The following is a 25598-nucleotide window of genomic DNA, read 5'->3' on the forward strand; positions in this document are numbered from 1 at the left end:
GTCTCGAGCTCACTTCCCAATACAGAACCGACTAAACACCCGGTCCAGAATATCGTCGGTGTAAACCTCGCCCGCCACTTGCGCCAGTTCGTCGAGCGACACGCGGAGTTCGGTGGCTACGAGTTCTTCCGATTCGCCGCTGGCGGCTAGCGTTTGGGCGGCGGTTACCGCTTCGAGGGCTGCGTGCAGGCTGCCGCTGCTGCGCACGGCGGTGCTGGGGACCAGGTCGCCGTGGCCGGCGGTGAGTCGTTCGGCGATGGAGGTGGCCAGGGTGTCGAGTCCTTCGCCGATTGTCGCGCTGGTTGCAACGACGGCGTGCGAATGGCTAGTATCGCTCGCCAAGTCGCACTTGGTTCTCACGAGTAGTTCGCTTTCACTCTCGGCAAGCGGATGCAACTCGTCGCTACACTGCACGATCAGGTCGGCCGTGTCGTACGCTTCTTGCCGCTTTGTTTGCGCCGCGGAGCGCGGTGAGGCTTTGCCTGCGGTGACTTCCGCGCCGGCGGTGTCGATGAGCGTGCACTCGACTCCTGCGAGCGTGACAATGGCCGATAGATAGTCGCGCGTCGCGCCGGGTTCGGGCGATTCGATCGCCTCGCTGGCGCCTACGCGACCGAACTTTCGCACCAGGGCGTTATAAAGGCTGCTTTTGCCGGCGTTCACGGGGCCTGCGAGCACCACGCGCGGCAGCTCGTCGGCCACGCTGCGACCTTCGAGTTGCTCGACCAGCCGCTCGATCGCGGCCGCCACGGTTTGGAGTCTCTGAGCCAGCACCTCCGGAGCGATGAACTCGATGTCCTCGTCGGCGAAGTCGAGCCCCGCTTCCAAGTCGGCCAGCAGCAGTAGCAGCTCTTCGCGCAGTTCGGCCAGTGGAGTGGCCATGCCGCCGGCCAATTGCGCCAGTGCGGTGTGCAGCGCGCGGTCGCTGCTGGCATCGATCACACCGAGCACCGCTTCGGCCTGCGTCAGATCGATCCGCCCAGCCAGGAACGCCCGCAGGGTGAACTCACCCGGCCGCGCGAGACGCGCGCCGAGCGTCGCTGCGCGGCCGACCACCATCGACAACAGCGGCGGAGAGCCGATTGTGTGAATCTCGACGGTCGGCTGGCGGGTGAAACTCCGCTCGCCCGGCCAGATGAATAACGTCGCGGGCAACTTCCGCTGCGCGTCAAGCGGGATGGCAGCTTCGATCGCGGTGGCGCGCGTCACTTCGGCCAGCGATCCGCCCACCAAGTCGCCCGCGAGCGCCACCGCCCGCGGGCCGCTGATCCGCACCACCCCTCGCGGCGAGCCACCGGTGGCGGAGGCAACAGCCACGATGGTGTCTTCGAGGTCCATGCGGTGCTCTAGCGTTTCTTTTTCTTGTTCTTAGCCGCCTTAATGGCGCTCGCGTTGGGTGTGCTCTTCTTGCGTCGCGAGGATTCCTTCTCCGGTGCGGCCGGCTGGATGTTCACGTTCGGCTTGGGCACCAACTTTCGCTCGGCCATGCCCCACAAGCTCGAAGCAATGAAGTACAAGCACAAGCCCGAGGCGACCTTGAAGAACATGAAACTCATGAACAGCATCATGAACTTCATCACCTTTTGCATCATCTCTTGCTGCTCGTCGGCTGGCGGCGGCATGAACATCTTCTGCTGCAGCAAGAACAGACCCACGGTCACCAGCGGCAGGATATTCAGGTACGGCCCCAAGGCGAACATGCCCTCGCCATTGAGGAACCACTGCGGCCAGATGAAGTTCCTCCAACTCATCAGCATGTCGGGCGCGGCCAGGTTCGAACACCACCGGATGCCAGGAATGAGCGCCGCTTCGCGGAGGTCGACGTCCACCGACAGCGCGCGATACAAGCCGATGAAGATTGGCAGTTGGATGAACATCAACAAACAACCGCCCATTGGGTTGTAGTTGTGCTTGCCCCACAGTTCCTGCTGGGCCTTCATCCGCGCCTGGGGATCGTCCTTATACTTGCTGGTGATGCGATCCATCTCCGGCTTGAGTTCCTGCATCATCGCCATGTTCTTGGCCTGCTTGCGGCTGAGTGGCAGCATGCAGCTTCGCACGACGACCGTCAGCAGGATGATGGCCAGGCCGTAGTTGCGAACGATGGAATAGAAGAACGCCAGAATGGAGACCATCGCCTGCGGAATGCCCAGACTGCCAAACCAGCCGTAGTACACGAACCCTTCGAGGGAGTAAGCTGGCGCGGCGGGAGACTGGTACTCGGCGAGCAATTCGGGGTGTTTGGGGCCGGCGAACAATTGGTTCTTGCGACCCGCGGTGTCGCCTTCCTCGCCAGCGGCCGCGAGTTTGAGCGGGTTGCTTTCGAGCGTGAAGCTGGCGTTCTGGTAGCGCTCTTGATAGCTGCTCTTCGCCTCGAGTTTGGTGCTCCCCAGGCTTGGATCGAAGCTCGTATACCAGCGGTCGTCCACTTCCATCTTTTGCGGAATCATGGCCGCGGCAAAGTACTGCGCGTCGACTCCGATGTAGGCCAGCGACTGCCCATCGCCATAAGGTTTGACGTCGTCGTCGGCAATGTTGCGGCAGGCGTCGTCACTCACGCTGTTGCCAAAAGTGCGCCGCACCACGTCGCGGATGCCATACCCCGACCAACCGCGCCCAACCTTCTGGGCGTACCAGAATCCTTCGATTGGCAGGCCGTTGGGGCCCTGCAGTTCGTAGCTCACCGTCTGCGGGCTCGGCAACAGGTTGCGTACCGACACCTCGACATCGACGTGGTAGCCAGGATAGTCGCGGTCGTCGAGCTGCTCCTCGGGCACCGCGGCGATTGTAAACCGCTTGATCACTTCCAGGCCCAGATCCGGCAGCACCATGCTGAACGTCAGCTGGTCGGCCTGCGTGTCGTCCACAGCCCACACGCCGGTGCGGAGTTGCTCGTTCGCCAGGGCGAGGGCCACTTTGCCAGGCTCGTTGGGCCCCACCGAGGTGAGCGAAATCTCGCAGGTCGGGTGCTGCTCGAAATCGTCCGGCACCTTCTTGCTGTGCAGCAGGATGTTCTCCTGCTCCGGGCGAATCACGTCGAGCGGCTTACGGATCAGCGTGGTCGTGAGCGACTGCTTGTTCCCACTTCGTGTGACCTCGATGGAGACGCTTTGGCCCGGCCTGGTCCGCTCAAGCAATCGCTCGACATCCGCAACTTCGCCAATTTCGACCGCTTCGGAAGTGCCGACCGTGATGGCCGTGATCAGGTCGCCCGGCTCGAGGTTGGCATCCGCGGCGGGGCTGCCGGGCGGGACGACTTGCACTTCGACGCCCGCGGGCTTCGACTCCAATTCAAGTTGGCCCAGGAACCCATGACGTTCATGCAAGTCGCGATATCGCGTGCTGGAGAGTTCCAGTCGGCGAATCGTCGCTCCGTGGCTATCGAAGGTGGCAGCGAACCGATAAGGGCCCTGCGGCGCGATCGAGCCCAGCGTCAGGTAATGGGGAGAGTCGACCACCGGCGCGGCAATCACCGGCGGAGCGGGCGCGGCCTCGTCGCCTTCGTCTTCCTTCTCTTCCGCGGCCGGATCCTGCTGGCCTTCGTCACCAGGGTCCTTCTCATCGCCACCCTCCCCCGCAGCGGCCGCAGCCGGATCTTTCGGCTTCACCGGCACTGGCGGTGGGAACAAGATCTGCCAGATCACGATAATGGCGAACGACCCGGCAAAAAATGCGATGTATTTCCGGTCCACTTGGGTTTTGTCCTGTGAGGGGCAGTTGGTTTGGTGCCGCCGGGGCCGCGAACCGAGGGCGGTCAGCGGGCAGATGTCGAGTCCATCCGCGTGATTCGCTGTGCCAAGGCAGTTCTTGGCCTTCCCGGCTTAGCGGCCTTGCTTGATGCGATCGCCCAAGAAATTGTCGAGATCCGGGATGTCGTAGATCTTCCCCGCCGTGGTGTCGCGGTCGTAGTCGATGCGGTGGAACGTCACCTGGTGAGGCTCCTGCACCACGTAGCACGAACGGTTGTCGCCATCGCGAGGTTGGCCCACCGACCCGACGTTGATCATGAACTTCTGGTCGGTGACGTGATACACGTAGTTGGTTTCTTCGGGCGAGACGAAGTTGCGGCTCTCGGTGAACACGCCTGGCACGTGGGTGTGACCCTGGAAGCAGCCCAGCGTGATCAAGCCGAACAGCTTGTCCATCTTCTTCTGGTTATAAATGTCTTCGGGGAAGACGTACTCGTTCACCGGGTTGCGGGCCGAACCATGCACGTACAGCCAGTTGCCGTCGCGGTGCACCCGGGGCAGCGCGCCAAGGAAATCCCAGCGGGCGTCGGTGGCGTCGCGGCTGCCGGTGCCGTTTTCCAATTGGCTGCGAGTCCAGAAAATGGCCCGCTCGGCGCCGCTGTTAAAACCCTCGGGGTCGAACAGAGCGCCCTGGTCGTGATTGCCCAGGATGCAGACCGCGGTGTTCTCGATCACCAGATCCAGGCACTCGCATGGATTGGGCCCGTAGCCAATAATGTCGCCCAGGCAAAACACCTCGGTGATCCCCTGGCTGCGGATGTGGTCCAGCACAGCCTGCAGGGCCTCGAGATTTCCGTGAATGTCGCTGATGATCGCCCGCTTCATCACGCGTATTGCCTCGCGCCTGTTGGTGCACCATTGGTTTTCCCGCAGACGCAATGCGATGCGGAACAGAACCGTGAATATAACGAATAAACGGCTTTCGCCCTAACCCCAAGAACCTTGATCGGCCATTGGGGACAGACCAGCAGGTGACTGTCGATCGGAAGCCTCGGCGAAACCCTCAAATCTAAGTCTCCATTGGACTTGCGTCAAGCCGCACACCATGAACTACTGCCCGCTACTTGCTGTGGAAACCTCCGGTCGCACCGCTTCGATTGCGCTGTTTTGCAAGGGGACACTCGAGCGACACGTCGCGCTACCAGCCAACGAACGGGTGGCGGTGGCCCTGGTGCCGGCTGCCAAAAACTTGCTGGCCGAGGCCAATGTTGCGCCGGCAGATCTCGTGGCCGTGGCCGTGGCCAGTGGCCCGGGGTCGTTCACTGGGCTGCGTATCGGCATCACGGCCGCCAAAACTTTGGCCTATGCCACGGGGGCCAAGCTGGTGGGCGTCAACACGCTGGATGCCCTCGCCACGCAGGTTCCCACGCCCGACAATAGCAGTGTGTGGGCGGTGCTCGACGCCCAGCGGGGCGACGTGTTTACGGCCAAATACGACAGCGCGGTCCTCGATCAATTGGGCGACGCCGACCGCACCCAACTACTGGCGGGCGCCGATTGGCTCCAGCAACTACAGCCGGGCGATGTGGTCGTCGGCCCGGTGGCTGCGCGGTACGCCAAGCAAATTCCCGCAGGTGTCACCATCGCCACCGACGACCAATGCCAACCGCACGCCCAATCGGTCGGGCAGTTAGGGCTGTCGCTGTTGGGGCGTGGCGAGTCGGCCGATCCGTTCCAGTTGGTTCCTCATTACCACCGCCTGAGCGCCGCGGAAGAAAAAGCACGCGCCCAGCGCCAAGGCTGAGGCTCTCACACCGCCGCCAGCACCTCTTCGGCCGCGGCGATCGTATTGTCGATGTCAGTCTCGGTGTGGGCGGCCGAAACGAACAATGCTTCGTACTGGCTGCACGGCAGGTAGACACCGCGGTCCATCATGCCCCAGAAGTAGGCCGCGAATCGCTCGGTATCGCACTTGGCGGCCGACGACCAGCTGGTGACCGGCTCGCCGGAGAAGAACAACGTCAGCATGCTGCCGACGCGGGCGAGCGTCGTGGGCACGCCCGCTGCTTCGGCTGCCCTCTTGAGTCCCGCTTCCAATCGTGCCGAAAGCCCTTCGAGCTCGTCGTAGGGTGGATCGTCGCGCAGCGTGCGAAGTGTCGTTGCCCCGGCTGCCGTAGCGAGCGGATTGCCGCTCAGCGTGCCGGCCTGGAACACCTTGCCTTCGGGCAGCACTTGGCTCATCACTTCGGCCGAGCCGCCGTAAGCTCCCACCGGCAAGCCGCCGCCAACCACCTTGCCAAGCGTGGTGATATCGGGGTGGATGCCGAGTAGCTGCTGCGCTCCGCCCGGCGAGAGCCGGAAGCCGGTCATCACTTCATCACAAATCAGCAGCGCGCCGTGCTGCTTGGTGACCGCGTGCAGCGCGCGGAGGAAATCTTGCGTAGGCGTCACCACGCCCATGTTGCCGCACACTGGTTCGAAGATCACCCCGGCGATCGTCGCGCCGTGCTCGGCAAACGCGGCTTCCAGCCCGGCCGCGTCGTTGTACTCCAGCACCAGCGTGTCGGCCGAAGCGCCGTCCGTCACGCCGGGCGAGTTCGGCACCGCGAGCGTGGCCGCCGCGCTGCCCGCGGCGACCAGCAGGCTATCGACATGCCCATGGTAGTTGCCGGCGAACTTCACGATACGATCGCGCCCGGTGATGCCCCGCGCCAGGCGAATGGCGCTCATCGTGGCTTCGGTGCCCGAGTTCACCAGGCGGACCTTCTCGACCGACGGCACCAATTCCACGATCAACTCGCACAACTCGTTCTCACCAGGCGTCGGTGCGCCGTAGCTGGTGCCGCCATCCACAGCCTTGTGTAGTGCTTCGACCACGGGCGGGTAGGCGTGGCCCAGAATCATCGGGCCCCACGAGCCGATGTAGTCGATGTACTGGTTGCCATCCAGGTCGTGCAGATACGCACCGGCGGCATGATCAATGAAGATCGGCTCGCCCCCCACCGCGCCGAACGCCCGCGCAGGACTATTCACCCCACCGGGCATCAACTTTTGGGCGCGGGCGAACGCTTCTTGGCTCTGGGAACGATTCACGACGGGTGGCATTCGATGGTCCTTTTCGAGTGGATGCCTAACGTTTGAGTTCTTAAGGTAACGACTCCGCTAACGCCTGCGCACGATCCACCAACTCGGTGGCCCACGCCTGCTCTTCGTACAACTCGATCACCGCGAGGCAAATCGCCTTCGCCTGCTCGGGATTATCCTCGCTCAGCTTTTCGGCCGCGTCGAGCCGCGCGGTCAACGTCGCCAGGTCGGTCTTGTTCTGTTTGGCGACCACGGACTCGAGATTCCCTAGTTGCCGGCGCGCCAGTTCGACCACCGCCGCGGTGCTTTCGCGCTCCGACTCTTCCATTTCATCCGTGCCCGAGCCGAACAAACTGGCGAGGCTCGATAGTTCCTCGGCTGCGGTGCGAGGATCGCTTTCGGCCTTCTGCAACGCCGACAAGTACAATCGCTCGGCAGTTAACAACCCGCGATCATCGCCCCGCCCTCGCGCCATCGCCTCAAAACGGCGCTGCTCGCGGTCGAGCGCCAACTCGTCCTGATACTCCTGCAGCAGATCGGTGCGTGGATCGTCGGGGAACCGGGTAACGAACTGTTCGATTTCGCTCGAGTGCGGGCGGAGTTCGTCGACCGAGGGGCTCTCGCCCTCGGCGTGGATCATCTGGTACAGCGTATCGGCGTCGTACGGACGGGTGATGTAGTACACAAACCACACGGCCGCGACGCCCATCGCCACCAGGCCAATGGCCGCCGCCCACATCGACGGAGTGAATACGGGAAGCGCACTGCCGCGTTCCGCGTCCACGGTGGTGAAGTGCCCGCCAGTGGGTCCCGCAAGGCCAGCGCCGGATGGTTCGGGCGCTTCGGTGCTATCGATCGTCTCGGCGTTGCGAAGCGACGTGGGCACCACGTCGATGTCGATCGAATCGCCCTCGTCAGCTGAGCCTTGTTGCGTGGCGGGCTGCGTCGCGTCAAGCGGCGCGGGCAGAGCCGATTTCGGCTTGCCCTCGGCCTCCTCGCCGGGCATGGGCTGCGATGGATCGAACGGACGGCTGAGCGCCCGACGCATTGCTTCCAGATGTCGCGCCAGCACCATCGTATTGGGAAAACGATCGTCAGGATCCTTCTTCAGCAGTTGCGCGATGCAGTCTTCCAACTGCTCCGGCGCTTCGGGTGCGTAGCGCCGCACTGGTTCGGGCTCGGCGAAGCGTTGCAGCTGCAGCATCTCCGGCAAGCTCTTCGCGCGAAACGGCGGCCGCCCCGCCAAAAGTGCGTACATCACGCAGCCGAGGCTGTACTGGTCGCAACGTTCGTTCACTGGCCGGCCATCGGCTTGCTCCGGCGCCATGTAGTCGGCCGTGCCCAGCACGCCGCCAGCCATGGTGAGTTGCGTTCCGCCGAAAAGTCGCGCGATGCCGAAGTCGGCCAGCTTCACCCGCTCGTCTTTGTCCAGCAGGATGTTGGCGGGCTTGATGTCGCGGTGGATGATGCCGTGATCGTGCGCGTGCTTCAATGCCTTGCAAACCTGGATGGCAACGTCGACCACCTCGCGCCAGGTGAACCGCCGCCCGGCCTTCAGTTCCTCCTCCAAGCTATGCCCTTCCACCAGTTCCATGGCGTAGAACAGCGTGCCCTTGTCCTCGCCGTACCCGTACAGGCGGACGATGCCATCGTGGCGGAGCGTCTTGAGCGACTCGATCTCGGCCTCGAAGCGCTCGCGAAAGCCCTCGCTGGTCGCCAACTGCGGCGCGAGCGCCTTGATGGCGGCCACCTCGTGCGTGTCGACGTTTTCGCCGCGATACACCGAGCCCATGCCGCCTTTGCCCAGGCGGGGGCCAATCTTGTACGGGCCGAGTTGGTTGAATTCCATCAGGCGTAGCGTAGCGTTCGACTTGGGCTGGGCCCTGCACGCTAGCAGCACCCGATTGGTAACTACTTCATCCTACCTGCGATGGGGCAAGCTTGCTAGCAACGCTCGTTGGTCTTGAGCACCCCGACGCGATGCTCTACAAGCCTGCGTGAGTCTCTCCCCAACGCAACTCCCAGAGAGAGTGAGATAGCGATGCGCCCCACGAGCGAATCGAAACGCCCCTTTTTCGTGCTGCTGATCCTGGCCGCCGCGACGACGGTTTCGCAGGCTGAGCCACTCGACAAGCCGTACAGCGTGTGGATCGGCCCCACTGGCGCAAAGGTCTTCAGCGGGCCGGGCGACGACTATTACGCAACGCAGCGACTGCCCGAAGGCACCGAGTGCCAGGTGTACGAGGAGCTTCGCGACGGTTGGTTGGCGATTCGCCCGCCGGAAGGCAGCTATAGCCTGGTGCTGGCATCGGCCTTGGGCGAAGAGAAAGACGGCGTGGCGGAAGTTCGCCGCGACTCGACTCCCTCGCGCATCGGCAGCGTGATCAACGACAGCTACAGCTCCGTGCATGTGCGCCTGGAGAGGGGCGAGTTGGTGCAGGTGCTCGACAAAGCCGCCTCGCGCGACACGCAATGGGCAACCATCGCTCCCCCGGCAGGCGAATTCCGCTGGGTCCGCAAGGTCGACGTGACGCAAACCGCGCCCCGCCGCGTAGCGACCCTGCCCGGCGACGACAGCGGCAACGACTGGCGCGGCATCGAAGTCCAAACGGCCGACGATCCCAACAACGACCAGGAAACGATCCGCGTGGTCGCCCACGACGAGCCCGAAGCTCCGACCACCGACGCGGCGCCACTGCCGCAGCCGCAACCAACTGAAACTCCACTCGCGGCCGATGCCCCGTTCACCAAGAAGCTCGACCGGCTGGAGATCCAACTCTCGCGCCGCGTCGCCGGGCCGGTGAATTTGTGGCGATTCGACGACCTGGAACGCGAAGCGGCCACGCTGCTCAGCCAGGCCACGTCGGCCAGCGAACAACAAGCGGTAACCAGCCTTGCCGGGCGGATGAGCCGCTTTAGCGCGATTGGCGAGCGTTACCGCAACGCCGCGCCCAGCACGAACACCAGCGGCGTGACGCAGAGCATTGCCACGGCCGACGCTCCCATCACGCCGGATCCGGCGCTGGGCCAGTTCGACGCCGTGGGTGTGCTGCGCCCCGTGGTGTCGAAGAACGGCAACGCCCCGCCGTACGCCCTCGTGGACGACTCGGGCCAGGTGGTGACGTTTATCACCCCGTCGCCCTCGCTCAACCTGCAACAACTGCTGGGACAACGAGTCGGCGTGAGCGGCACCCGCGGCTTCCTGCCCGAGTACCGCAGCCGCAACATCCAAACCGCTCGCGTCGCGCCGGTGGATGGAACATTGCGAAGGTAGGCTCTCCACCCGGCGTAGAACCGCCTAAACACGAGGCCTGACGAGGCTCACCTCAACCGCTTCTTCAGCATCTCGGCTTGAATGGCCACGCGAGGATCGGTGTCGTGCAGCGCCAGCTCGAGAGCCTCGGCGATCAACTGGCGGTCGTTCGTTGTGGCGATGCTCAGCATCGCGGCCGCGCGAATTTCGGCCGATGGATCGTGGGCAAGCCGCCACAACCAAGCGCTCGGTTCCAACCGTGGCGAGGTGAGCGACAAGTTCACCAGCGCCAGTCGGTCGGCCATGCTTGCGGAAGTCGCCATGCGGGCGTCGCGGTGGGTAACCAAACCATAGCCGCGCTGTTCGAGTTGCTTGGCCGCCGCGCGTTGCGAAGGCTCGTCGCCGCTGGCCAAAGCGGTAAGCAGTTGGTCGTCGGTGGGAGTTCCGTCGTCAGCAACCTTTTCGCTGGCCGGCGGCTCGCTTTGGCGCTGGGTGCTGGCCGAATGAGCCGGCACTCGCGGCGCAGGACCATCGCGTACTTCACGAAGCCGGCTGGCTACCCAGTCGTCGTTCCACTGGTCGACCGCAGCTTCCGCCGCCAGCTTGTCCTCCAGGGGAATCGCCTCCAGCACGATCATGTTCCGATCGGGTACTTCTTGCTCGCTGACATCCGCTGACTGGGCTGGCTCCGCCGGAAGCTCGGCTGGAGGGAGCGTGAGGTCCACCGACCGCGGCTCGCTCACAAACGCGTCTTCCGGCAGCGGCGAAGTGTTCGGTGGGGCGAGCGTCAAGCGATAATCGACGTCCGACTCGAACGCTAGCGGAGGATCGTCCGCTGGCAAGCTCGAGATTGCGCGGTCGCAGGTCTGCACCAGCGCCAGGCGATGGTCGAAACTCTGTTGTTGGGCAAGGTCCACCAGCGCGACCAATATGCTTCGGGCCCATCGGCGGCCGCTGGCGGTCGATCCCGGCAGTTGTCCTTCGATGGCCTGGGCCAATGGCAGCGCCTGGGAATCGAGCGAGAAGGTCGCCGGGTGCAGGTACGCTTGCTGCTGCCACTCGTCGATCAACTTGTCCACTTCCGCTCGCGCGGCCAGGGCCACGGCCGAGCGCTCGCTGTTGGCCGCGGCCAGCAGGGCGGGATAGGCCGTTTCGCCGAACGTGGCAAGCTCGCGGACCAGGCGTCCGGCAGTGGCGTCGTCGGCGCTGCGAACCCGCGCCGCGAGTCCTTGCACGGCAACCCACTTGCCAGTCAGCGCCACCACTATCACCACGACCACCCCCGCTAGCGTCACCAAAGCGGCGCGGATGTATAGCGTCTCGGCGGGCAGAGCGGACTTAGCCATGGTGCGGGATTCTGGTGGGTTCCGCCTGGGATCGCAAGAGCAATCGCCCACTCCACTGGTGGCGGTGTCGATCGTTGGACGTTGCCTATGCCAGCCGTTGCTCGCGCGCTTGTAGTGCTAGCACGCGAATCTTCCTGTTTCGCCTGACCTTCGCCCCCGCCGCGCGCCGAAATAACCGTTGAGATCGGCAAAGTTTGCCAACGAGGGGCACCGTGCGCCCGATACCTGGGGGGACAGGGATGATACATGTTGGAGTAAGGCTCGTGCGAGTGACCGGCGTCATGCTGATGTGCCTCGTACTCGCGTCGGCGGCCCGTGCCGAAACCGACGCGATGAAGGCCACCGGCGGACGGGCGGCGCGGGACGAGGCCATACGCTCAATCCCCTGGCGGAAACTCGACAACACCCAGCGGCGAGCCGTGGAGTACGTAGTCAACAACGCCACGCTCTATCGCCGGATGCCGACGCGCGTGATCGACTGCGATCCACAAGTGTTCAACTTCCTTGGTCAAAACCCCGAGGTGGTGACCGAACTCTGGAAGCTAATGGGCGTGGCGGATCTCGAACTCGAGAAGGTCGGCCCCGATACCTACCACGCCAAGGACGAGGCGGGCACCAGCGGCACCATGAAGTTCCTTTCGGCCAGTTGGAACGACAACGCCCAGAACACCGTGCTCATCTTCTGCGAAGGCACGTACCACGGATCTCCGGTGCCGGCGCATGTCACCGCGCGGAGCGTGCTGTTGCTGCGCAGCGGTTCGATGATCGAAACCAACGGCCGACCTTACGTCACCGCGCGGCTCGACTCGTTTGTGCTGGTCGACCGCTGGGGCGCGGAGATGGTGGCCAAGACCATCAAGCCCATCCTGATCAACACTGCCGACCACAACTTCACCGAGACCATGAAGTTCGTGGGCACCTTTTCGAAAACCGCCGAGAACAACCCTTCCGGCATGCAGCGTCTTTCCGAGCGTCTGGAGAAGCTCGACGAACCAACCCGCCAGGGAATGGCCCGCGTGTGCGCCGCCACGGCAGCCCGCTACCAGGCCATCGGCCGGGTGCACCAGGACGCCGAGGTCCGCCTCACGGCTCGCACCGAAGAGGCGCGGGGCCGTTAAGACGCTACTTCTTTAGCGTCACACTCTGTGTTGGGGACTCGTTGGCCTCGCGCTGTGCTACGTCACGACTTGCGGTCGTGCCGCTTTTGCGGGTTGCGCGGCCGGAGTGTCTCAATCGACAAGACTGCCACGAAGAGTCCTGTCGAATCGGCACTGTGAGGTAGGCTTTGGCTGGAGAATTAGCCCAGCCATCCCTTCCTCAAGGCACAGCGCCGATGCACACTATCGAGCACTCTGAAACGCTTCCCGCCGAGCATCAAGCGGTGGTTCAACTGGCTGCCAAGAACCGCGGCTCGTTCGAAATCATGACCCGCTCCGACACCCGCGGACCAGCCATCCATGCGGGCCGGGATAAGCTATACGATCCCAACGACCCAGGCTACGCAATGCGCTGCCTGGAGACCATTCCGCAACTAATTGAGCTACAGTTGGTGCGACAGTCGGGTGGACCCAAGCGGTTTGAGCTGACCAATTTTGGCTGGCAACTGAGCCGCAACCTCACGCAGAAACTCAAAGAACAACAAGGGGGAGTGGTGGAGCAATCGCAAGACTCGAGGAACGTAACGGCCCCCATCCAACGCCCACCACAAGCCCCTGCCGAGCCGCCGGAGTCGCTCGAGGGCGCGCTGACCTATGCGCAATCGGCGGTATCCGCTGAATTGGCGGAAGAAAACCAGCGGTCGGTCACTCAGCCGAAACCTGCTGCGGCCGAACAGCAGCGGTATGTGACAGAGCCGATCTCGGCCGCCCCCGAACCGCAACCCATGGTCACCCAGCCCAAGCCATCAGTGGCCGAGGCAGCTCCACCGATGCACGAAGAAGCGCCTCCGGCACGCGACGAAGCGCCGGCGGAGGTCGAAGAGCCGCCGCGCGAGGAACAGTCGTTCGCGGATCGATCGCAGTCGCCGCCTTCGCCGCTGCCACCCGACTTTGGTGGCGGAGCAAAGAAGACCGATAACGGTTTGGTCGCGGCGCTCGGCCTGGACGACGGGTTCTTGCCACCCGAGCCCCGTTCGCTGGAAGAAACCGGCCTGACCGGAGCGATTGTCGAGGACCTGATTCTGAAGACCGTCGCCAACGCCGGCTCGAAGACCGGGCGGCAGATTTCCGAGTCGCTGTGCCTGCCACTGCCGATTCTGGAAGATTGCTTCACCACGCTTCGCAACCGTCAGCACCTCGCGCCCACGGGTTCGGCCATGCTGGGCGACTACGTTTATCAGCTCACCGATCAGGGTCGCGAGCGGGCGCGGCTGGCGATGAAAGAATGCGCCTACACTGGCCCGGCGCCGGTGCCTCTGGAGGACTATGTCGACTCGGTCGAAGCCCAAACCATCCGCACCGAAAAGCCGAAGCGCGATCGGTTGGTGCAGGCGTTTTCCGACATCAACGTCGAGCCGGAGATGCTCGAACAACTGGGCCCCGCCATTAGCGCCGGCCGCGGTATGTTCATTTACGGCCCACCTGGCAACGGCAAGACCACCATCGCCCAGCGAATCACGCGGTGCTTCGGCCAAAACGTGCTGATCCCCTACGCGATCGTCGAAGACGGCCAGATCATCAAGCTGTACGACGCCGCGTGCCACGAACGCGTGGGCTCGCAACTCTCCAGCCTGCTGAAGGACAACGAGCACGACCAACGCTGGATTCGAATCCGCCGGCCAACGGTCGTGGTGGGCGGCGAGTTGACAATGGATAGCCTGGAACTGAAGCACGATCCGGTCAGTCACATCAGCGAGGCTTCGCTGCAGCTCAAGAGCAACTGTGGCAGCCTGCTGATCGACGACTTTGGCCGGCAGCGAATCAATCCCACCGATCTATTGAATCGCTGGATTATTCCACTCGAAAACCGCATCGACTACCTTAGCCTGGCCAACGGCAAGAAGATTCAGGTGCCGTTCGAGCAGCTGATCATCTTCTCGACGAACCTCGAGCCGCACGACCTGGCCGACGACGCGTTCCTGCGGCGGATTCCATTCAAGATCGAGATCGGCGCCCCGTCGCGTGAGGAGTTTATCAAGCTGTTTGGCATGTTCGCCGGCAAGCTGAAGGTCGAATGCCCGCACGACTCGATCGAGTATCTGCTAGCCGCGCACTACGACGCGTGTGGACGGCCCTTGCGTCGGTGCCAAGCGCGTGACTTGCTCGACCAGGCCTTGCACTACTGCGAGTACAACGAACTGCCCATCGTGGCCACTCCGCAGATCCTCGACCACGCGGTACACAACTACTTCACCGCCATGACCGGTCAGGAGTAGGAGAGTCTAACCAGCAGCCGACTCTGGAGTTCCATCGCGCCCTAGCCGACGAGCTATGCCTAGTCGTGAGATGTGATTGCGAGGAGTCCTCCGACGACGCGTAAGTCGTGGGCTGGACTAAGATCTGCTTGAGTACGCTTCAACTCGCGGCTCAGTGCGTAGCCCCCACCGGCTTGGGAGCATCGGCGCGATTCGGCACCACGGGCACCACCATGGAGGCCGTGCACGACTGGCCCGTTTCCACCGCACTGTAGCGGTCCACATGCATCTGGTCGAGCACCAGGCTGGCGAGGCCTTCGCAGGTGAGATAGCCGATGGGGCGTTGCTGCTGGTCGACCACGACCAGGTAGTCGCTGTCGGTGGTGTTGAACGCCTCGAACAGCTCGCTGAGTGGTTGGTGGTACTCGATGGTGTGCGGCTGGCTAGTCCCGCCTGGCAGGCCGAGCTGGACATCGGCAAAGTGCACCACTTTCTGCAGCTTGCCCTCGTCGTCCACGATCGGCAGGCAGGGGAGTTGCAAGCCCGAGGCGGAGAGCGCCGCCTCGTAGCCCGATTCGATCTGGTCGCGAGTGAGGATGGCCGGGAACAGTTCCATCATGTCCTGCGCCACCGCGTCCTCGAACGGCACACCAGCGTCCATGTCGGCACGCCACTCGGCGATACGCCCTTGGACATCGGCTGCCATGGCAATATGGTTGCCGCCGAACCAACGCACCTGCTGGAGGGTTGATTCGCAGCGATCGAGTTGCTCATCGGCCGCCACGTTGGGGTCCCACTCGACGATAATGGCCGACAGCGTCGGCAGCGAGCGGATCTCCCGCACCAGCGTATCGCTCGCAGCGAACGCCGCGGCGACCGAGTCGGCAAACTGCCGCGCGTCGTCGGGGCCGCGGCTCAACGTGGTCAGCAGCACGTTGTCTTCCAGCACTCCACACAATTCCCCGTGCTGCACCTGTTGCTGCATGCAGCGGGCGAGCATCGTTTTCAGGTGGCGGGCGGCGTGGTCGCCGTACTGGCGATGGATCTGGTCGAGGTAGTCGATGCCGAAAACCACGCAGGTGGTCGGTGGCTGGGGCGCTTCGCTGAGTAGTTTGCCAACACCTCGACGGGTGAGCAATCCGGTCAACGCGTCGCGACGCGCACGTCGCGCGAGGCGGTGCTCAAACTCCAACCGGCGGACCCCCGCCCGCAACCGCGTGAGTAATTCGCCGGTGTTCACCGGAAAGCGAATCACGTCGTCCGCCCCATCGAGGCATAGTCGCTCGGCGGCTTCGGGCTTGTCGATGGCAATGCGATACACGTACCCCGGTTCACGGGGCAGCGAAAGCACTTCGGCTGCATTTGGGTTGTCGCGAGTATCCAGCAGCAACAATCCCGGCTGCTTGTTGCGGCGACAGGGGCTCTCGTCGCTGAAGTCGCAGGTTGCGGTAACCTGATACCCGAACAACGAAAGCGTCCACGAGAGATTGCACAGCAACTCTCGATCGGTCGACACGATGGTAACGGACAGATCGGTGGTAGGGGTGCTCACGGCCTGACGGCTCCAGGGAGGAAGAGGAATTCGCTATGGCACTTAGGGAAGTCTAGCATTCATCCGGCCTCGCAGCGCCGCAGGAGGCTCAATGAGCTAGAGTTTTCATGCGGAGGTGATTGCGCAATGGGATGATTGCGCTCTCCAGCAGTCCTACTTTGAAGCTCGACGAGGTTTACCCGGTGTTCTCAACCACCCCCCCGGATGGAGACGTACGACCGCGCTTCGAGTACTACCCACTCGACAGCACGAAGCTTCAGACCGTTGAGATCGACGAGTTTCCGTTCGTCATCGGTCGTTCGGCGTCTGCCTCTTTCCAAATCAACTCGACGTCGGTTTCCCGCGAGCATGCGGAAATCGTGCGCACACCCACTGGGTTTTGCGTTCGCGATCTGGGCAGCACCAATGGCACCTCGGTCAACGGCCGCCCGGTGCGCGAAACCCCAATCGTCGATGGCGACTCGGTGAGCATTGCGGACGTGGAAATGACGTTCGTCTGCACGTCGATGAACCGATTGCAACGAACGCTCACCAAACCACTGCCGCGTAAGAAACCCGCGGCGGAGCTACCCGGCGCGTCGCCCGAACTCTCCGCCACCCGTAGCTTGAGCGAGGCCTTACTGCTGCAGGCGATACCGCTGGAGTGGAGTCACTTGGCCGACACCGCCTCTGGCGAAGTGCTGATGAGTACAGCCCGAGTGATGCCCCCGTTGGACGACCAACTGAGTCAGGCGGACGCAAAGACGCCCACCCGCGTGGCCGCGCGGCTCGAACTCTTGGCCTGGCACCTGGCGGCCGAACAAGTCGACGACCGCCCACAAGCCGAAGGCCTGCTGCTGCGCGTCACGCAGCAAGAGTCGCTCGACCAGCGCCTGCTGAACGCTGTGGATGAAGTGGCGGGAGTACTGGCAGCGCCAAGACCGATTGGTGTGATCGTTAACTGGGAATGGGCCACCGCCACGCCAGACACACTGCGACTATTGAGCCACTTGCAGCAACAGGGACATCAAGTCGTGTACGACGAATTCGCCGGCGGCGGGGGCGGCATCGAGGCGATGGAACTCGCCGTGCCGGACTACCTGGTGCTGTCGAGTCAGATGGTACAAGACGTGGCCAACCAGCCACGGCGGATGCAGCGACTCGAGATCGTTCACGCGGCCTGCTCGGCCCAGCACATTGAGATTGCCCTGCCGGCGAGCATCTCGGCAGCCGACCAGCAAGCGTGCCGCGACCTGGGCATTCACGTTGCCCAACAACGTACTCGCCTTGGTGCCGGTAGCGAACTTCTCGCAGCGGCCCACTGAGACATACAAGAGATAGCTTACTCCCCCGCCTGACACCGATCCTACTATGTCTACTGCCACCGCCAGTTCCCTGCAGCTTCCCGACGGCTACGTCGCTATCGAACGTATCGGCTCGGGTGGCTATGGCGAGGTGTGGCGCGCGACCGCGCCGGGTGGCATGGAGAAGGCGGTGAAACTTGTCTTCGGGCAGTGCGAAGGCGAGCTTGCTGAGCGCGAAATGAAAAGCCTGGAGCGGATTCGCGACGTGCGGCATCCGTTCGTACTGTCGCTCGAACGCTTCGACGTGGTGGGCGGTCGACTGGTGATTGTCACCGAACTGGCCGACATGAGCCTCGACGATTGCTTCCGCAAGTACGTGGCCGATGGCGAGCCGGGCATTCCGCGGGACGAGTTGATCGTCTACATGAAGGACGCCGCCGAAGCACTCGACTGCCTGGTCGAACGCCATTCGCTACAGCACCTGGACATCAAGCCTGAGAACCTGCTGGTGGTGGGCGAGCACGTAAAGGTGGGCGACTTTGGCCTGGTGAAGGAACTGGCCACGCGCACGCTAAACTCGATGATGGGCGGCATGACGCCGCTGTACTCGGCACCGGAAGTGTTTGACGACGCTCCCTCGCCGCGCAGCGATCAATACAGCCTGGCGATCGTGTACCAACACATGCTCACGGGCAAGCCGCCCTTCCCTGGGCGAACCCCGGCCCAACTGGCCAAACAGCACACACAGGCCGAACCCATCCTGCAGGGTTTGTCGGATGGAGATCGGCAAGTGATTCGCAAGGCCCTGGCCAAGCGGCCCGAGCAACGCTTTGCCTCTTGCCGCGAGTTCGTGGCAGCGCTCGACGCCGGGGGCGTACAACCGCCCAAGCCCACAGCGAGCAACAACCCTGCACGTCCGCCCGTGGAAGTGCAGCACAAAGACGACGACACCCAATCGAGCGCCGCCTCGCTGACTCAAGCGGTCGCCCAGTCACCGGTCGCTGCAGCGAAGCCGCAACCTCGAGTCGCACCAACGGACAGCCAGCCGCTGCACTTTCCTTCCGTCTCGGCCGTGGTCGAGGACATGACGTTTCCCGAAGTGGACCTCTCCACCGCAGCTACGACTCCTACGCTGTTCGTCGGCGTCGGCGGACTGGGCATGAAGTTGCTCAACGCCGTGCGTGGAAAAGTGCTGGAGTCGCGGGACGGCGAAACGTGTAGGTCGCATGTCGGCTGGTTGGCGATCGACACCGACCGCGAAGCGTTGAAGGAAGCCGCCAGCCAACTGAAGGAAGACCTGCTGCACAGCGACGAGATGTTGCACATCCCGCTCCGACGCCCGAAAGAGTATGGCGATCGGTCGCGGCAAATGCTGAGCTGGGTGAGTCGCCGCTGGTTGTACAACATCCCCCGATCGCTCGAAACACGCGGCTACCGCCCTCTGGGCCGAATCGCTGCGGTGGATCACGCCGAATCCATACTCAGCAGCTTGTATACCAAGCTGTATCAAATGGTGGAGTCGAACCCCGGCGTCACGACGCTGCGTGTGGTGGTGCTCGCATGCACTAGTGGTGGCACCGGCGGTGGCACGCTGATCGACATCGGCCAAGCGGCCCAATCGCTGGCGGCTGATTTGAACGTTTCGATCGAAGTCGATGCAATGCTCGCCATGCCGGAACGAACCGCGGGCACGACGGAGTCGCTAGCGATCGCCAACACCTACGCGCTGTTAACCGAGCTGGCGCACGCGCAGCGCCATGGCAACGCCAGCCTCAATCCGCCCTCAGGGCCTGCGGCGAGGTACCAGGCCGCCGGCGAACCGTTCGATACAGTGTGCTGGCTGCCGATTCCCCCACGAAATCAAACCACCGACCACGCGCAGACATTCGCCTCGATCGCCGAAACACTGGCGTTCGAAGCATGCGTGCCTGAAGCCGCCCAGTCGCTCAAAGTGTGCCGCGGGAATCGAACCGGCGCCGACTTCCGTCTCCAGTCGTTCGCGGCCACCTTGATCGGTCCGTCCGACTCCGCCGCAGATATCGTCGGGCGCACCAAGCCCGACCTCAGCGGCTACGCCTATCAACGGCGAAGGCTGGCAATTGGTCTGTCGATCGAAACGGTGGCCGACGTACTGCGGAGCGATCTACCCACCCTCGGTACGTGCGAGGCTTCCTCCGCCAGGGCGGTGCTGGTGACCATGGCGTCGGGAATCGACCCGCTTCACATCGCGGCGAACCTGGCCGAGTTCTATCCCGACATTGCTGAAGCCGCCAGTCGACTCCACGCGCGCGACGACATCGAGTGGAGCGACCTTCGCAGCGAGGTTGGCGCTGCGGCGAATTCTACCTCCGGTGTCGACAATGTAGCGCCGTAAAAGGCAGCTTGCGCATGGACATTTCTGCGTCGGAAAGTGTGCATCCGACAGCTCTGTGTTATAGCTTAACTAGCCGTTAACTTCAGGGTTCTCCTAAGGCGAGGTCGTGGCCTCGCGCAAAAAAAAATCTGGGTCGCTTAGCGACCACCCCTAGTCCTCGTCGTAGTAGCCGCGCGTCCGAAATTACCAGTTGCTTTATTGCATTAAACGGCGCTCCTGGTTTAGCGGACGAAACGATCAGAGTTGTATCTGTCGCAGCGCATGCGCCAGTGCACACAATGATGCCTCTGGTGTGTTGTGTTGCGGTTTATCCGCAAGTGCCGCCAATACTAGCTTTGCAGATTGGGTACAGAAAGAGCGGTTATAGGAACGACACTAGGTACTGCTCGGCGTCTCGCCACCTTCCCCCCATTCCATCCTACCTGCAACAGCCGGCGTCCCCCCGTCTTGCCTGTGCCGGTTGCCTTCGTGCGTTCGTTTCCAAAGCGAAGTACGAAGCTGCGCGCCTTTGAGGTGTCGAAGCGTGCGCGGAAACTTCCAACCCAGGGGTAACCAATGAGAACGACTTTACGACTGTCTCGCGGTCTAATGGCCGCGAGCATCATGGTGATATTGCCGACGTGCACATCGGTGAAGGCCGACACGCCGTATTGGCTCAAATCGAATGCGACAACCCAGACGGTGTCGCAGCCAACCATCGCAGACACGACAGAAGACATTGAACCGGAGTTGCCTCTCGATGGAGAGACACCGGTCTCTGAGCCGGTACCAGCTCCGGCAGTTCAATACGACAACGACTCGATCGAGGCCATTCTGCTGCGTCTGGAGGAACTCGAACGCTCCGTCGCCGGAGCCGACGCGCCGCTGCCCCCGGATGGTGCGCCCGGAGCCTGCGGCGAGGCGGTCGACGATTGCTGCGATTGCTCGAAGTGCGCCGGCTATGACAGGGGTTTCTACATCCGCACGATCGACGGCAACTTCAAGCTCAAGATCAACGGCATGATCCAAACCCGGTACTTCGCCAACTGGCGCGAACTGGATCCCGGCGACGGCGATGAATTCGAAGGCGGGTTCGTTCTAGCCCGTGCACCTGTCATTTTTAGCGGTAATATCATCTCGCCCAAGCTGACCTACTGGATGATTCTTCAGAGCGGCCGCGTGGACGGGCATACCTTCATGGAAGAATGCCGCATCAACTACGAGTTCGACAACGGCCTGTTTGTGCAGGTCGGTCGTTTCCGCGACCCGTCGTTCATGCGCGAACTCGACATCAGCTACGCGCGGCAGATGGGTGTCGATCGCTCCTACTCGTACGCGATTTTCTCGACGGGTGTGCAGGAAGGTATCTGCTTCTCCAAGCAGAACGACGACTTCCGCGTGCTGTCGTTCATCACCGACGGACGTCATTCCGGCAGTGTCGCTCGCTCGAAAGACTTCTTCCAGGACAATAGCGACTTCGCCATCTCGTCGGGCATCGACGTGAAGCTCGTCGGCGATTGGACTCAGTACGGCGACTTCGCCTCCTGGTCGGATGAACCACTGGCCGCCTTCATTGGTGCCGACATTCACTACGAAGGCCCCGAAACGGGCGACGACGATCCCGCCAATAACCTTAACGAGTTCTTTGCATGGACCGTCGACGCGACGGTGGAACGTTGCGGCTTCATGGCCTTCGGTTCGGTAGTGCAGCGACACGCTTTGGCCGACACCCAGGACTTCACCCAAACCGGCGTAGAGTTCATGACGGCCTACCAGATCATACCCGACACGATCGAGCCCTTCTTCATCTACCAGTACATCGACTTCGATGGTTGGACCAACGTGGGCTCGGGTGCCACGCCAGTGGCGGACAGTTCGGTCAACATCCTCAGCGCCGGCCTCAACTGGTACTTCAAACGCCACGCCTGCAAGCTCACCTTCGAGGCGTCGCACGCTCTGGATCCGATTCCTGTCGCCGTTCCCTACACTGGATTCCTGCAGGACGTGTCCAACAACTCTGGCCAAACCGTGTTCCGCACGCAGCTGCAACTGCTGTTCTAATGGGTGAAGACGGACCCAAGAGGAAACGCACGAACGCGAAGGGTGAATGACGAGTCTTTTCGGGTAGTGATCTCGGCTGCGGGATTGCTACCCGAAGAGTTCGGCTTGCCTCACAACCGAATGCAAATTGCACGGGGGGTGTAGCGTCGAGGGACTACGTCGCCACACCCCCCAATTTTAATCTGTCGAAACTCGAACGTCTCAACCGTGCCGACGACGCAAGGCGCTCGCCAGCATCAGGCCACCGGCGGCGACAAGTGCCAGGCTGCCCGGCTCGGGCACTTGCGCTCCGGCGACCGCGGCCATTTCGGCTTGGCCAAAGTTGTCTTTCCACACGGTATAGTCACCCGCGTCGATGGTGCCACTGTTGTCGCCATCGGCCGCTTCACCCGGGGTGACCGTCGCGCCAAGCGTGTTCCGCCACACCACGTAGTCGGCGATGTTCACAATGCTATCGCCGTTGTAGTCGCCAACAAGGCCACCGGTATCGGGAAGGATGTCGAAGGTGATGCCGGAGATCGCGGCAACCCTACTATCGGACTTAACTCCCACTGCAAAAATGTCGCCTTCTTGGGCGCCAGTGATGTCGAAGAAATGGATGTCGACGAAGCGATTTCGCGTGACTTCACCCGAGGATATCAGTTGGGTGTCGTCCCACACTCCCACGGTGGAAATCTGGCCCAAGAATACCTCCGTGGGGGCAAACCCGGGAAGATCGAGGCCGTCGGTCATCACTCCTATCCGCATGTTGGCAGGTGGATCTGCACCCACCTGGAAGCCCCACCGGCCCGCGGGCGACGCATCCGGATCAGTGTTGTCCGGAAAATTGCCAAATTGATCCCAGTCGCTCAGGATGCCGATCTTCGTATACGGGGCCTGCCCAGAAGAGGTGGGAGTTTGTGATTGCCCCCAGTCCCAGTCTCGTATGCCTTCGGTCAGCACCGGATCATCTACAAGTGCGTAGGCCCAGCCACCTCCTCGACGGTTTGCTAGGACCTGCGAATCGCCGACAAATTCGGGGAGATCAATGATGTCGGGGTAGTTGTCTGTGAAGAACTCAGAATCCCAGTCGTCATTTGTGCCTGGCGCAAAGTTCGCGTTTGGATAATCGGTTCTGGTACTGAACAGGACATAGCCATCTCGTCCATAGTACCGCTCACCCGGATCGTCACTCGCGCTGAATGTATTTCCAGCACCATCTGTTCGCCAGGGCACCACCACGTATGCACCCACGTCGGCAGGGCCACCTCCGGGGAAAAACGTGCCACCGATGTCGTAATCAGTTCCCGCGTAATTTAGGTCGGCTGCATGAGTTCGGATGCCGCTGAAAGCACAAACCGCAAGTGCGAGCAGGCCGATACCGAGGGAAGAACGTTTCATCTTTTAACCGCCGTGTAAGTGATACTTAATTGGTGAATTCTTCAATGCGACACGCTGCCGCGGATGACTTATTCGAGTGTAACGGTCTCGCCGTTGGCGCGGGTCGAAATCGCCTGCCACACGTCGATGTTTACGTCGTCGTTTACTAACGCCACGTGTCCGTCACAGAATGCCACGTTTACGCCACCCGGATGCTGGCTGCGCGAGGTCTGCGACATGGGACCACGAGGCAGCGCCATGCCTTTCTGACTGCAAGGAGCTTCGGGATACAATTCGCCGTTCGGGTCGTCGGCGCCACCGGGGCCATCGGCGCAGTACTCTAGTTTGTCAGCAGCATCGGAGTTAGGCGCATACTCATGCGAGTACAGACAGCTGGCCAGGTACAGCAGTCCGCGCGAATCCTCGCCCGAAAACTGCCGGCACTCACCCAGCATCACGGTATTGCTAGTCCCATCAGTGATTTGCCGCAGCGGAACGCCCTTGTTGGCAGCGCCGTACACTTTGCCGAACGGCCCCAACTTGTCGATACCGGCTTTAAAGCCAGCATCGCTGTTTCGATAGAACATCCACGTCTGCTCAGGAAGCGCCTGCCACCACACCCACCATCCCTGGTTAGCAAGGTAATTTCCGTGAGCAAAGCATGCTGCATTACCCGTGTGGCTTACCTGCCCATCAGATGGACACTGAAAGATGTCGATATTCGTGTAGGTCCAGGGGGCCGCGTTGGGGCACGATCGTCCGGCGTCCTCCCAGGCCTTGAAGACGGGTACCTCGAAGTCGATCTGATCGTAGATGGCCGTTTGCTCCATGTACGGCAAGATGTACGACGCCCAGGTATGCAACACGTCGTTCGACTGGTACATCGTGAAGCCGGACGGCAAGCGTTGGTTGGTGCTCTCGTGGTTTATACACCCGAGCGATAGTTGCTTCATGTTGTTGGTGCACGCACTGCGTCGGGCCGCCTCGCGGGCGGCCTGGATCGCAGGCAACAGTAGTGCGACCAAGATGCCGATGATGGCGATCACCACCAGCAGTTCGACCAGCGTAAAAGCCGTCGTCCGTGCATGCGTTCTGTATCCGTTACTCTCCGCCGTCCTCATCCTGTCCTCGATTCGTATTACAAGCCTCTTCTATTCGTGAAACGCCGCAGGGGATCCGTGCCCGGCGTCCCCCCTGCGGCGTGCTCAAACTCAGTTTTCAAACAACTATCGTTATCGGCGACGACGCCACAAAGCCGCTCCGCCAAACATGGCCACTCCTACAATGGCGAGGGTGCTCGGCTCGGGTATAGCCTCGAAGGTGAATCCAGCGATACCAGCACTTCCACCACCTGGGTTGGAGGCAAGGAACACGAACTCGTCACCAGCCTGACCGTCAATGATGTCGAAGAAGTGCATGTCGATGAACCGGTTCTTTGCCACGGTTCCTGTGGATACCGGAGCACCCATCGGCACACCGCCAATCGTGTGCTGCATCAACACCTCAGACGGTGCCCAGAATTCCGAATCCAGTCCATCGGTCATCACTCCCACTCGGATCTTCGAAGGAGCATCGGGACCAAGGGCGAATCCCCAACGCTCGGCCGGAGCCACAGTTGGGTCGTTTTGCGTCACGATTCCGGTACCGTCGAGAACGCCCAACTTGACATAGGGAGCCTGGAAGGTCGAAGCGGGTATTTGGGACGCGCCCCAATTGAAGTCGCGTGCACCGTTGGTCAGTTGCGGGTCGTCAATCAGTGCATAAGCCCAACCGCCGGCCTTACGGCTCGAGAGAATCTGGTGACCAGCAACCCAACTTGGTAGATCAATGATGTTAGGATAAACCGAGTTGTCAGTTGGATTGACAAACGCATTTCCGCCCGTGGCGTTTGCGTTGGGATAATCGAACCGCGTTCCAAACAACGCGTAGCCAGCGCTGCCGTACACGTCGTTCCCATCCAGGTCGAGAGTCTTCGCAACGTCGTTGCCACGCCAACCCGCAACGTGGTAGTTCTGTACATCTGCCGGACCACCACCGGGGAAAAACGTTCCGCCGACATCGTACTGGGTGCCCGCGTAACTCATCGTCAGGGCGGATGCTCCGGGTGCTAGGACCACGGCCGCCAAAGTTGCCAATACCAGTTGCCTTACAAACATTAGACGACTCCTGAAGTAACACTAAGAAAAGTACTTTACCACAAGCACTCACAGTTGCTTATACAGCACTAACTCCTGGGGGTCACGAACCCGGGATCAAAGTCGGAGAA

At 62.2% G+C, this 25598-nt stretch carries 17 protein-coding genes; 7 read left to right on the forward strand and 10 right to left on the reverse strand.

Annotated features, from left to right (window positions below; all coding sequences use genetic code 11):
- Nucleotides 1–9: 9 nt before the first annotated feature.
- The 3 genes from ACQK2L_RS28630 to ACQK2L_RS28640 form a co-directional block, all read right to left on the reverse strand.
- Nucleotides 10–1338 carry a tRNA modification GTPase gene (locus tag ACQK2L_RS28630; RefSeq protein WP_425400470.1) on the reverse strand — a complete coding sequence of 443 codons (1329 nt, stop codon included), beginning with the start codon at nucleotides 1336–1338 and terminating at the stop codon, nucleotides 10–12.
- Nucleotides 1339–1346: 8 nt separating this feature from the next.
- Nucleotides 1347–3692: a YidC/Oxa1 family insertase periplasmic-domain containing protein gene (locus ACQK2L_RS28635; RefSeq protein ID WP_425400471.1), complete on the reverse strand. Its 2346-nt coding sequence runs from the start codon at nucleotides 3690–3692 to the stop codon at nucleotides 1347–1349.
- Between the two features lie 129 nt (nucleotides 3693–3821).
- Entirely contained in the window at nucleotides 3822–4574 is a 753-nt protein-coding gene (locus ACQK2L_RS28640; RefSeq protein ID WP_425400472.1) for a metallophosphoesterase family protein, read from the reverse strand.
- A gap of 220 nt (nucleotides 4575–4794) precedes the next feature.
- On the opposite strand from ACQK2L_RS28640, the gene tsaB reads away from it, so the two are divergent.
- On the forward strand, nucleotides 4795–5493 hold the full coding sequence (tsaB, locus tag ACQK2L_RS28645; protein ID WP_425400473.1) for a tRNA (adenosine(37)-N6)-threonylcarbamoyltransferase complex dimerization subunit type 1 TsaB: 699 nt from the start codon (nucleotides 4795–4797) through the stop codon (nucleotides 5491–5493).
- A gap of 5 nt (nucleotides 5494–5498) precedes the next feature.
- Here the strand turns inward: tsaB and hemL are convergent, their stop codons facing one another.
- Complete coding sequence (gene hemL / locus ACQK2L_RS28650) at nucleotides 5499–6794, reverse strand: glutamate-1-semialdehyde 2,1-aminomutase (protein WP_425400474.1); 1296 nt, start codon at nucleotides 6792–6794, stop codon at nucleotides 5499–5501.
- 40 nt (nucleotides 6795–6834) lie between these two features.
- The gene (locus ACQK2L_RS28655) at nucleotides 6835–8622 is read right to left on the reverse strand and encodes a serine/threonine protein kinase (protein ID WP_425400475.1); all 1788 of its coding nucleotides are present in this window, start codon (nucleotides 8620–8622) and stop codon (nucleotides 6835–6837) included.
- A 192-nt stretch (nucleotides 8623–8814) separates the two neighbouring features.
- On the opposite strand from ACQK2L_RS28655, the gene ACQK2L_RS28660 reads away from it, so the two are divergent.
- Nucleotides 8815–10047: a hypothetical protein gene (locus tag ACQK2L_RS28660; RefSeq protein ID WP_425400476.1), complete on the forward strand. Its 1233-nt coding sequence runs from the start codon at nucleotides 8815–8817 to the stop codon at nucleotides 10045–10047.
- Between the two features lie 47 nt (nucleotides 10048–10094).
- Here ACQK2L_RS28660 and ACQK2L_RS28665 read toward each other — a convergent pair whose 3' ends face one another.
- A complete protein-coding gene (locus tag ACQK2L_RS28665) occupies nucleotides 10095–11372 on the reverse strand; it encodes a hypothetical protein (RefSeq protein ID WP_425400477.1) in 1278 nt (425 codons plus the stop codon).
- A 239-nt stretch (nucleotides 11373–11611) separates the two neighbouring features.
- Between ACQK2L_RS28665 and ACQK2L_RS28670 the strand changes: the two genes are divergently transcribed.
- Both ACQK2L_RS28670 and ACQK2L_RS28675 read left to right on the forward strand, forming a co-directional pair.
- Entirely contained in the window at nucleotides 11612–12490 is an 879-nt protein-coding gene (locus ACQK2L_RS28670; protein WP_425400478.1) for a hypothetical protein, read from the forward strand.
- A 215-nt stretch (nucleotides 12491–12705) separates the two neighbouring features.
- Complete coding sequence (locus ACQK2L_RS28675; protein ID WP_425400479.1) at nucleotides 12706–14745, forward strand: hypothetical protein; 2040 nt, start codon at nucleotides 12706–12708, stop codon at nucleotides 14743–14745.
- A gap of 151 nt (nucleotides 14746–14896) precedes the next feature.
- On the opposite strand, the gene ACQK2L_RS28680 is transcribed toward ACQK2L_RS28675, so the two are convergent.
- The gene (locus ACQK2L_RS28680) at nucleotides 14897–16276 is read right to left on the reverse strand and encodes a hypothetical protein (RefSeq protein WP_425400480.1); all 1380 of its coding nucleotides are present in this window, start codon (nucleotides 16274–16276) and stop codon (nucleotides 14897–14899) included.
- A gap of 182 nt (nucleotides 16277–16458) precedes the next feature.
- Between ACQK2L_RS28680 and ACQK2L_RS28685 the strand changes: the two genes are divergently transcribed.
- From ACQK2L_RS28685 to ACQK2L_RS28695, 3 genes are all read left to right on the forward strand, one after another.
- Entirely contained in the window at nucleotides 16459–17580 is a 1122-nt protein-coding gene (locus ACQK2L_RS28685) for an FHA domain-containing protein (protein ID WP_425400481.1), read from the forward strand.
- A gap of 46 nt (nucleotides 17581–17626) precedes the next feature.
- Nucleotides 17627–19933, forward strand: coding sequence for a protein kinase domain-containing protein (locus ACQK2L_RS28690; protein WP_425400482.1), 2307 nt, complete (start codon nucleotides 17627–17629; stop codon nucleotides 19931–19933).
- Between the two features lie 555 nt (nucleotides 19934–20488).
- The gene (locus tag ACQK2L_RS28695; protein WP_425400483.1) at nucleotides 20489–21973 is read left to right on the forward strand and encodes a hypothetical protein; all 1485 of its coding nucleotides are present in this window, start codon (nucleotides 20489–20491) and stop codon (nucleotides 21971–21973) included.
- A 201-nt stretch (nucleotides 21974–22174) separates the two neighbouring features.
- On the opposite strand, the gene ACQK2L_RS28700 is transcribed toward ACQK2L_RS28695, so the two are convergent.
- From ACQK2L_RS28700 to ACQK2L_RS28710, 3 genes are all read right to left on the reverse strand, one after another.
- Nucleotides 22175–23353 carry a PEP-CTERM sorting domain-containing protein gene (locus ACQK2L_RS28700; RefSeq protein ID WP_425400484.1) on the reverse strand — a complete coding sequence of 393 codons (1179 nt, stop codon included), beginning with the start codon at nucleotides 23351–23353 and terminating at the stop codon, nucleotides 22175–22177.
- 68 nt (nucleotides 23354–23421) lie between these two features.
- A complete protein-coding gene (locus ACQK2L_RS28705; protein ID WP_425400485.1) occupies nucleotides 23422–24453 on the reverse strand; it encodes a DUF1559 domain-containing protein in 1032 nt (343 codons plus the stop codon).
- A 111-nt stretch (nucleotides 24454–24564) separates the two neighbouring features.
- Nucleotides 24565–25488: a PEP-CTERM sorting domain-containing protein gene (locus ACQK2L_RS28710; protein WP_425400486.1), complete on the reverse strand. Its 924-nt coding sequence runs from the start codon at nucleotides 25486–25488 to the stop codon at nucleotides 24565–24567.
- Nucleotides 25489–25598: the final 110 nt, after the last annotated feature.

Source organism: Aeoliella sp., from assembly GCF_965227375.1.
Taxonomy (GTDB): domain Bacteria; phylum Planctomycetota; class Planctomycetia; order Pirellulales; family Lacipirellulaceae; genus Aeoliella.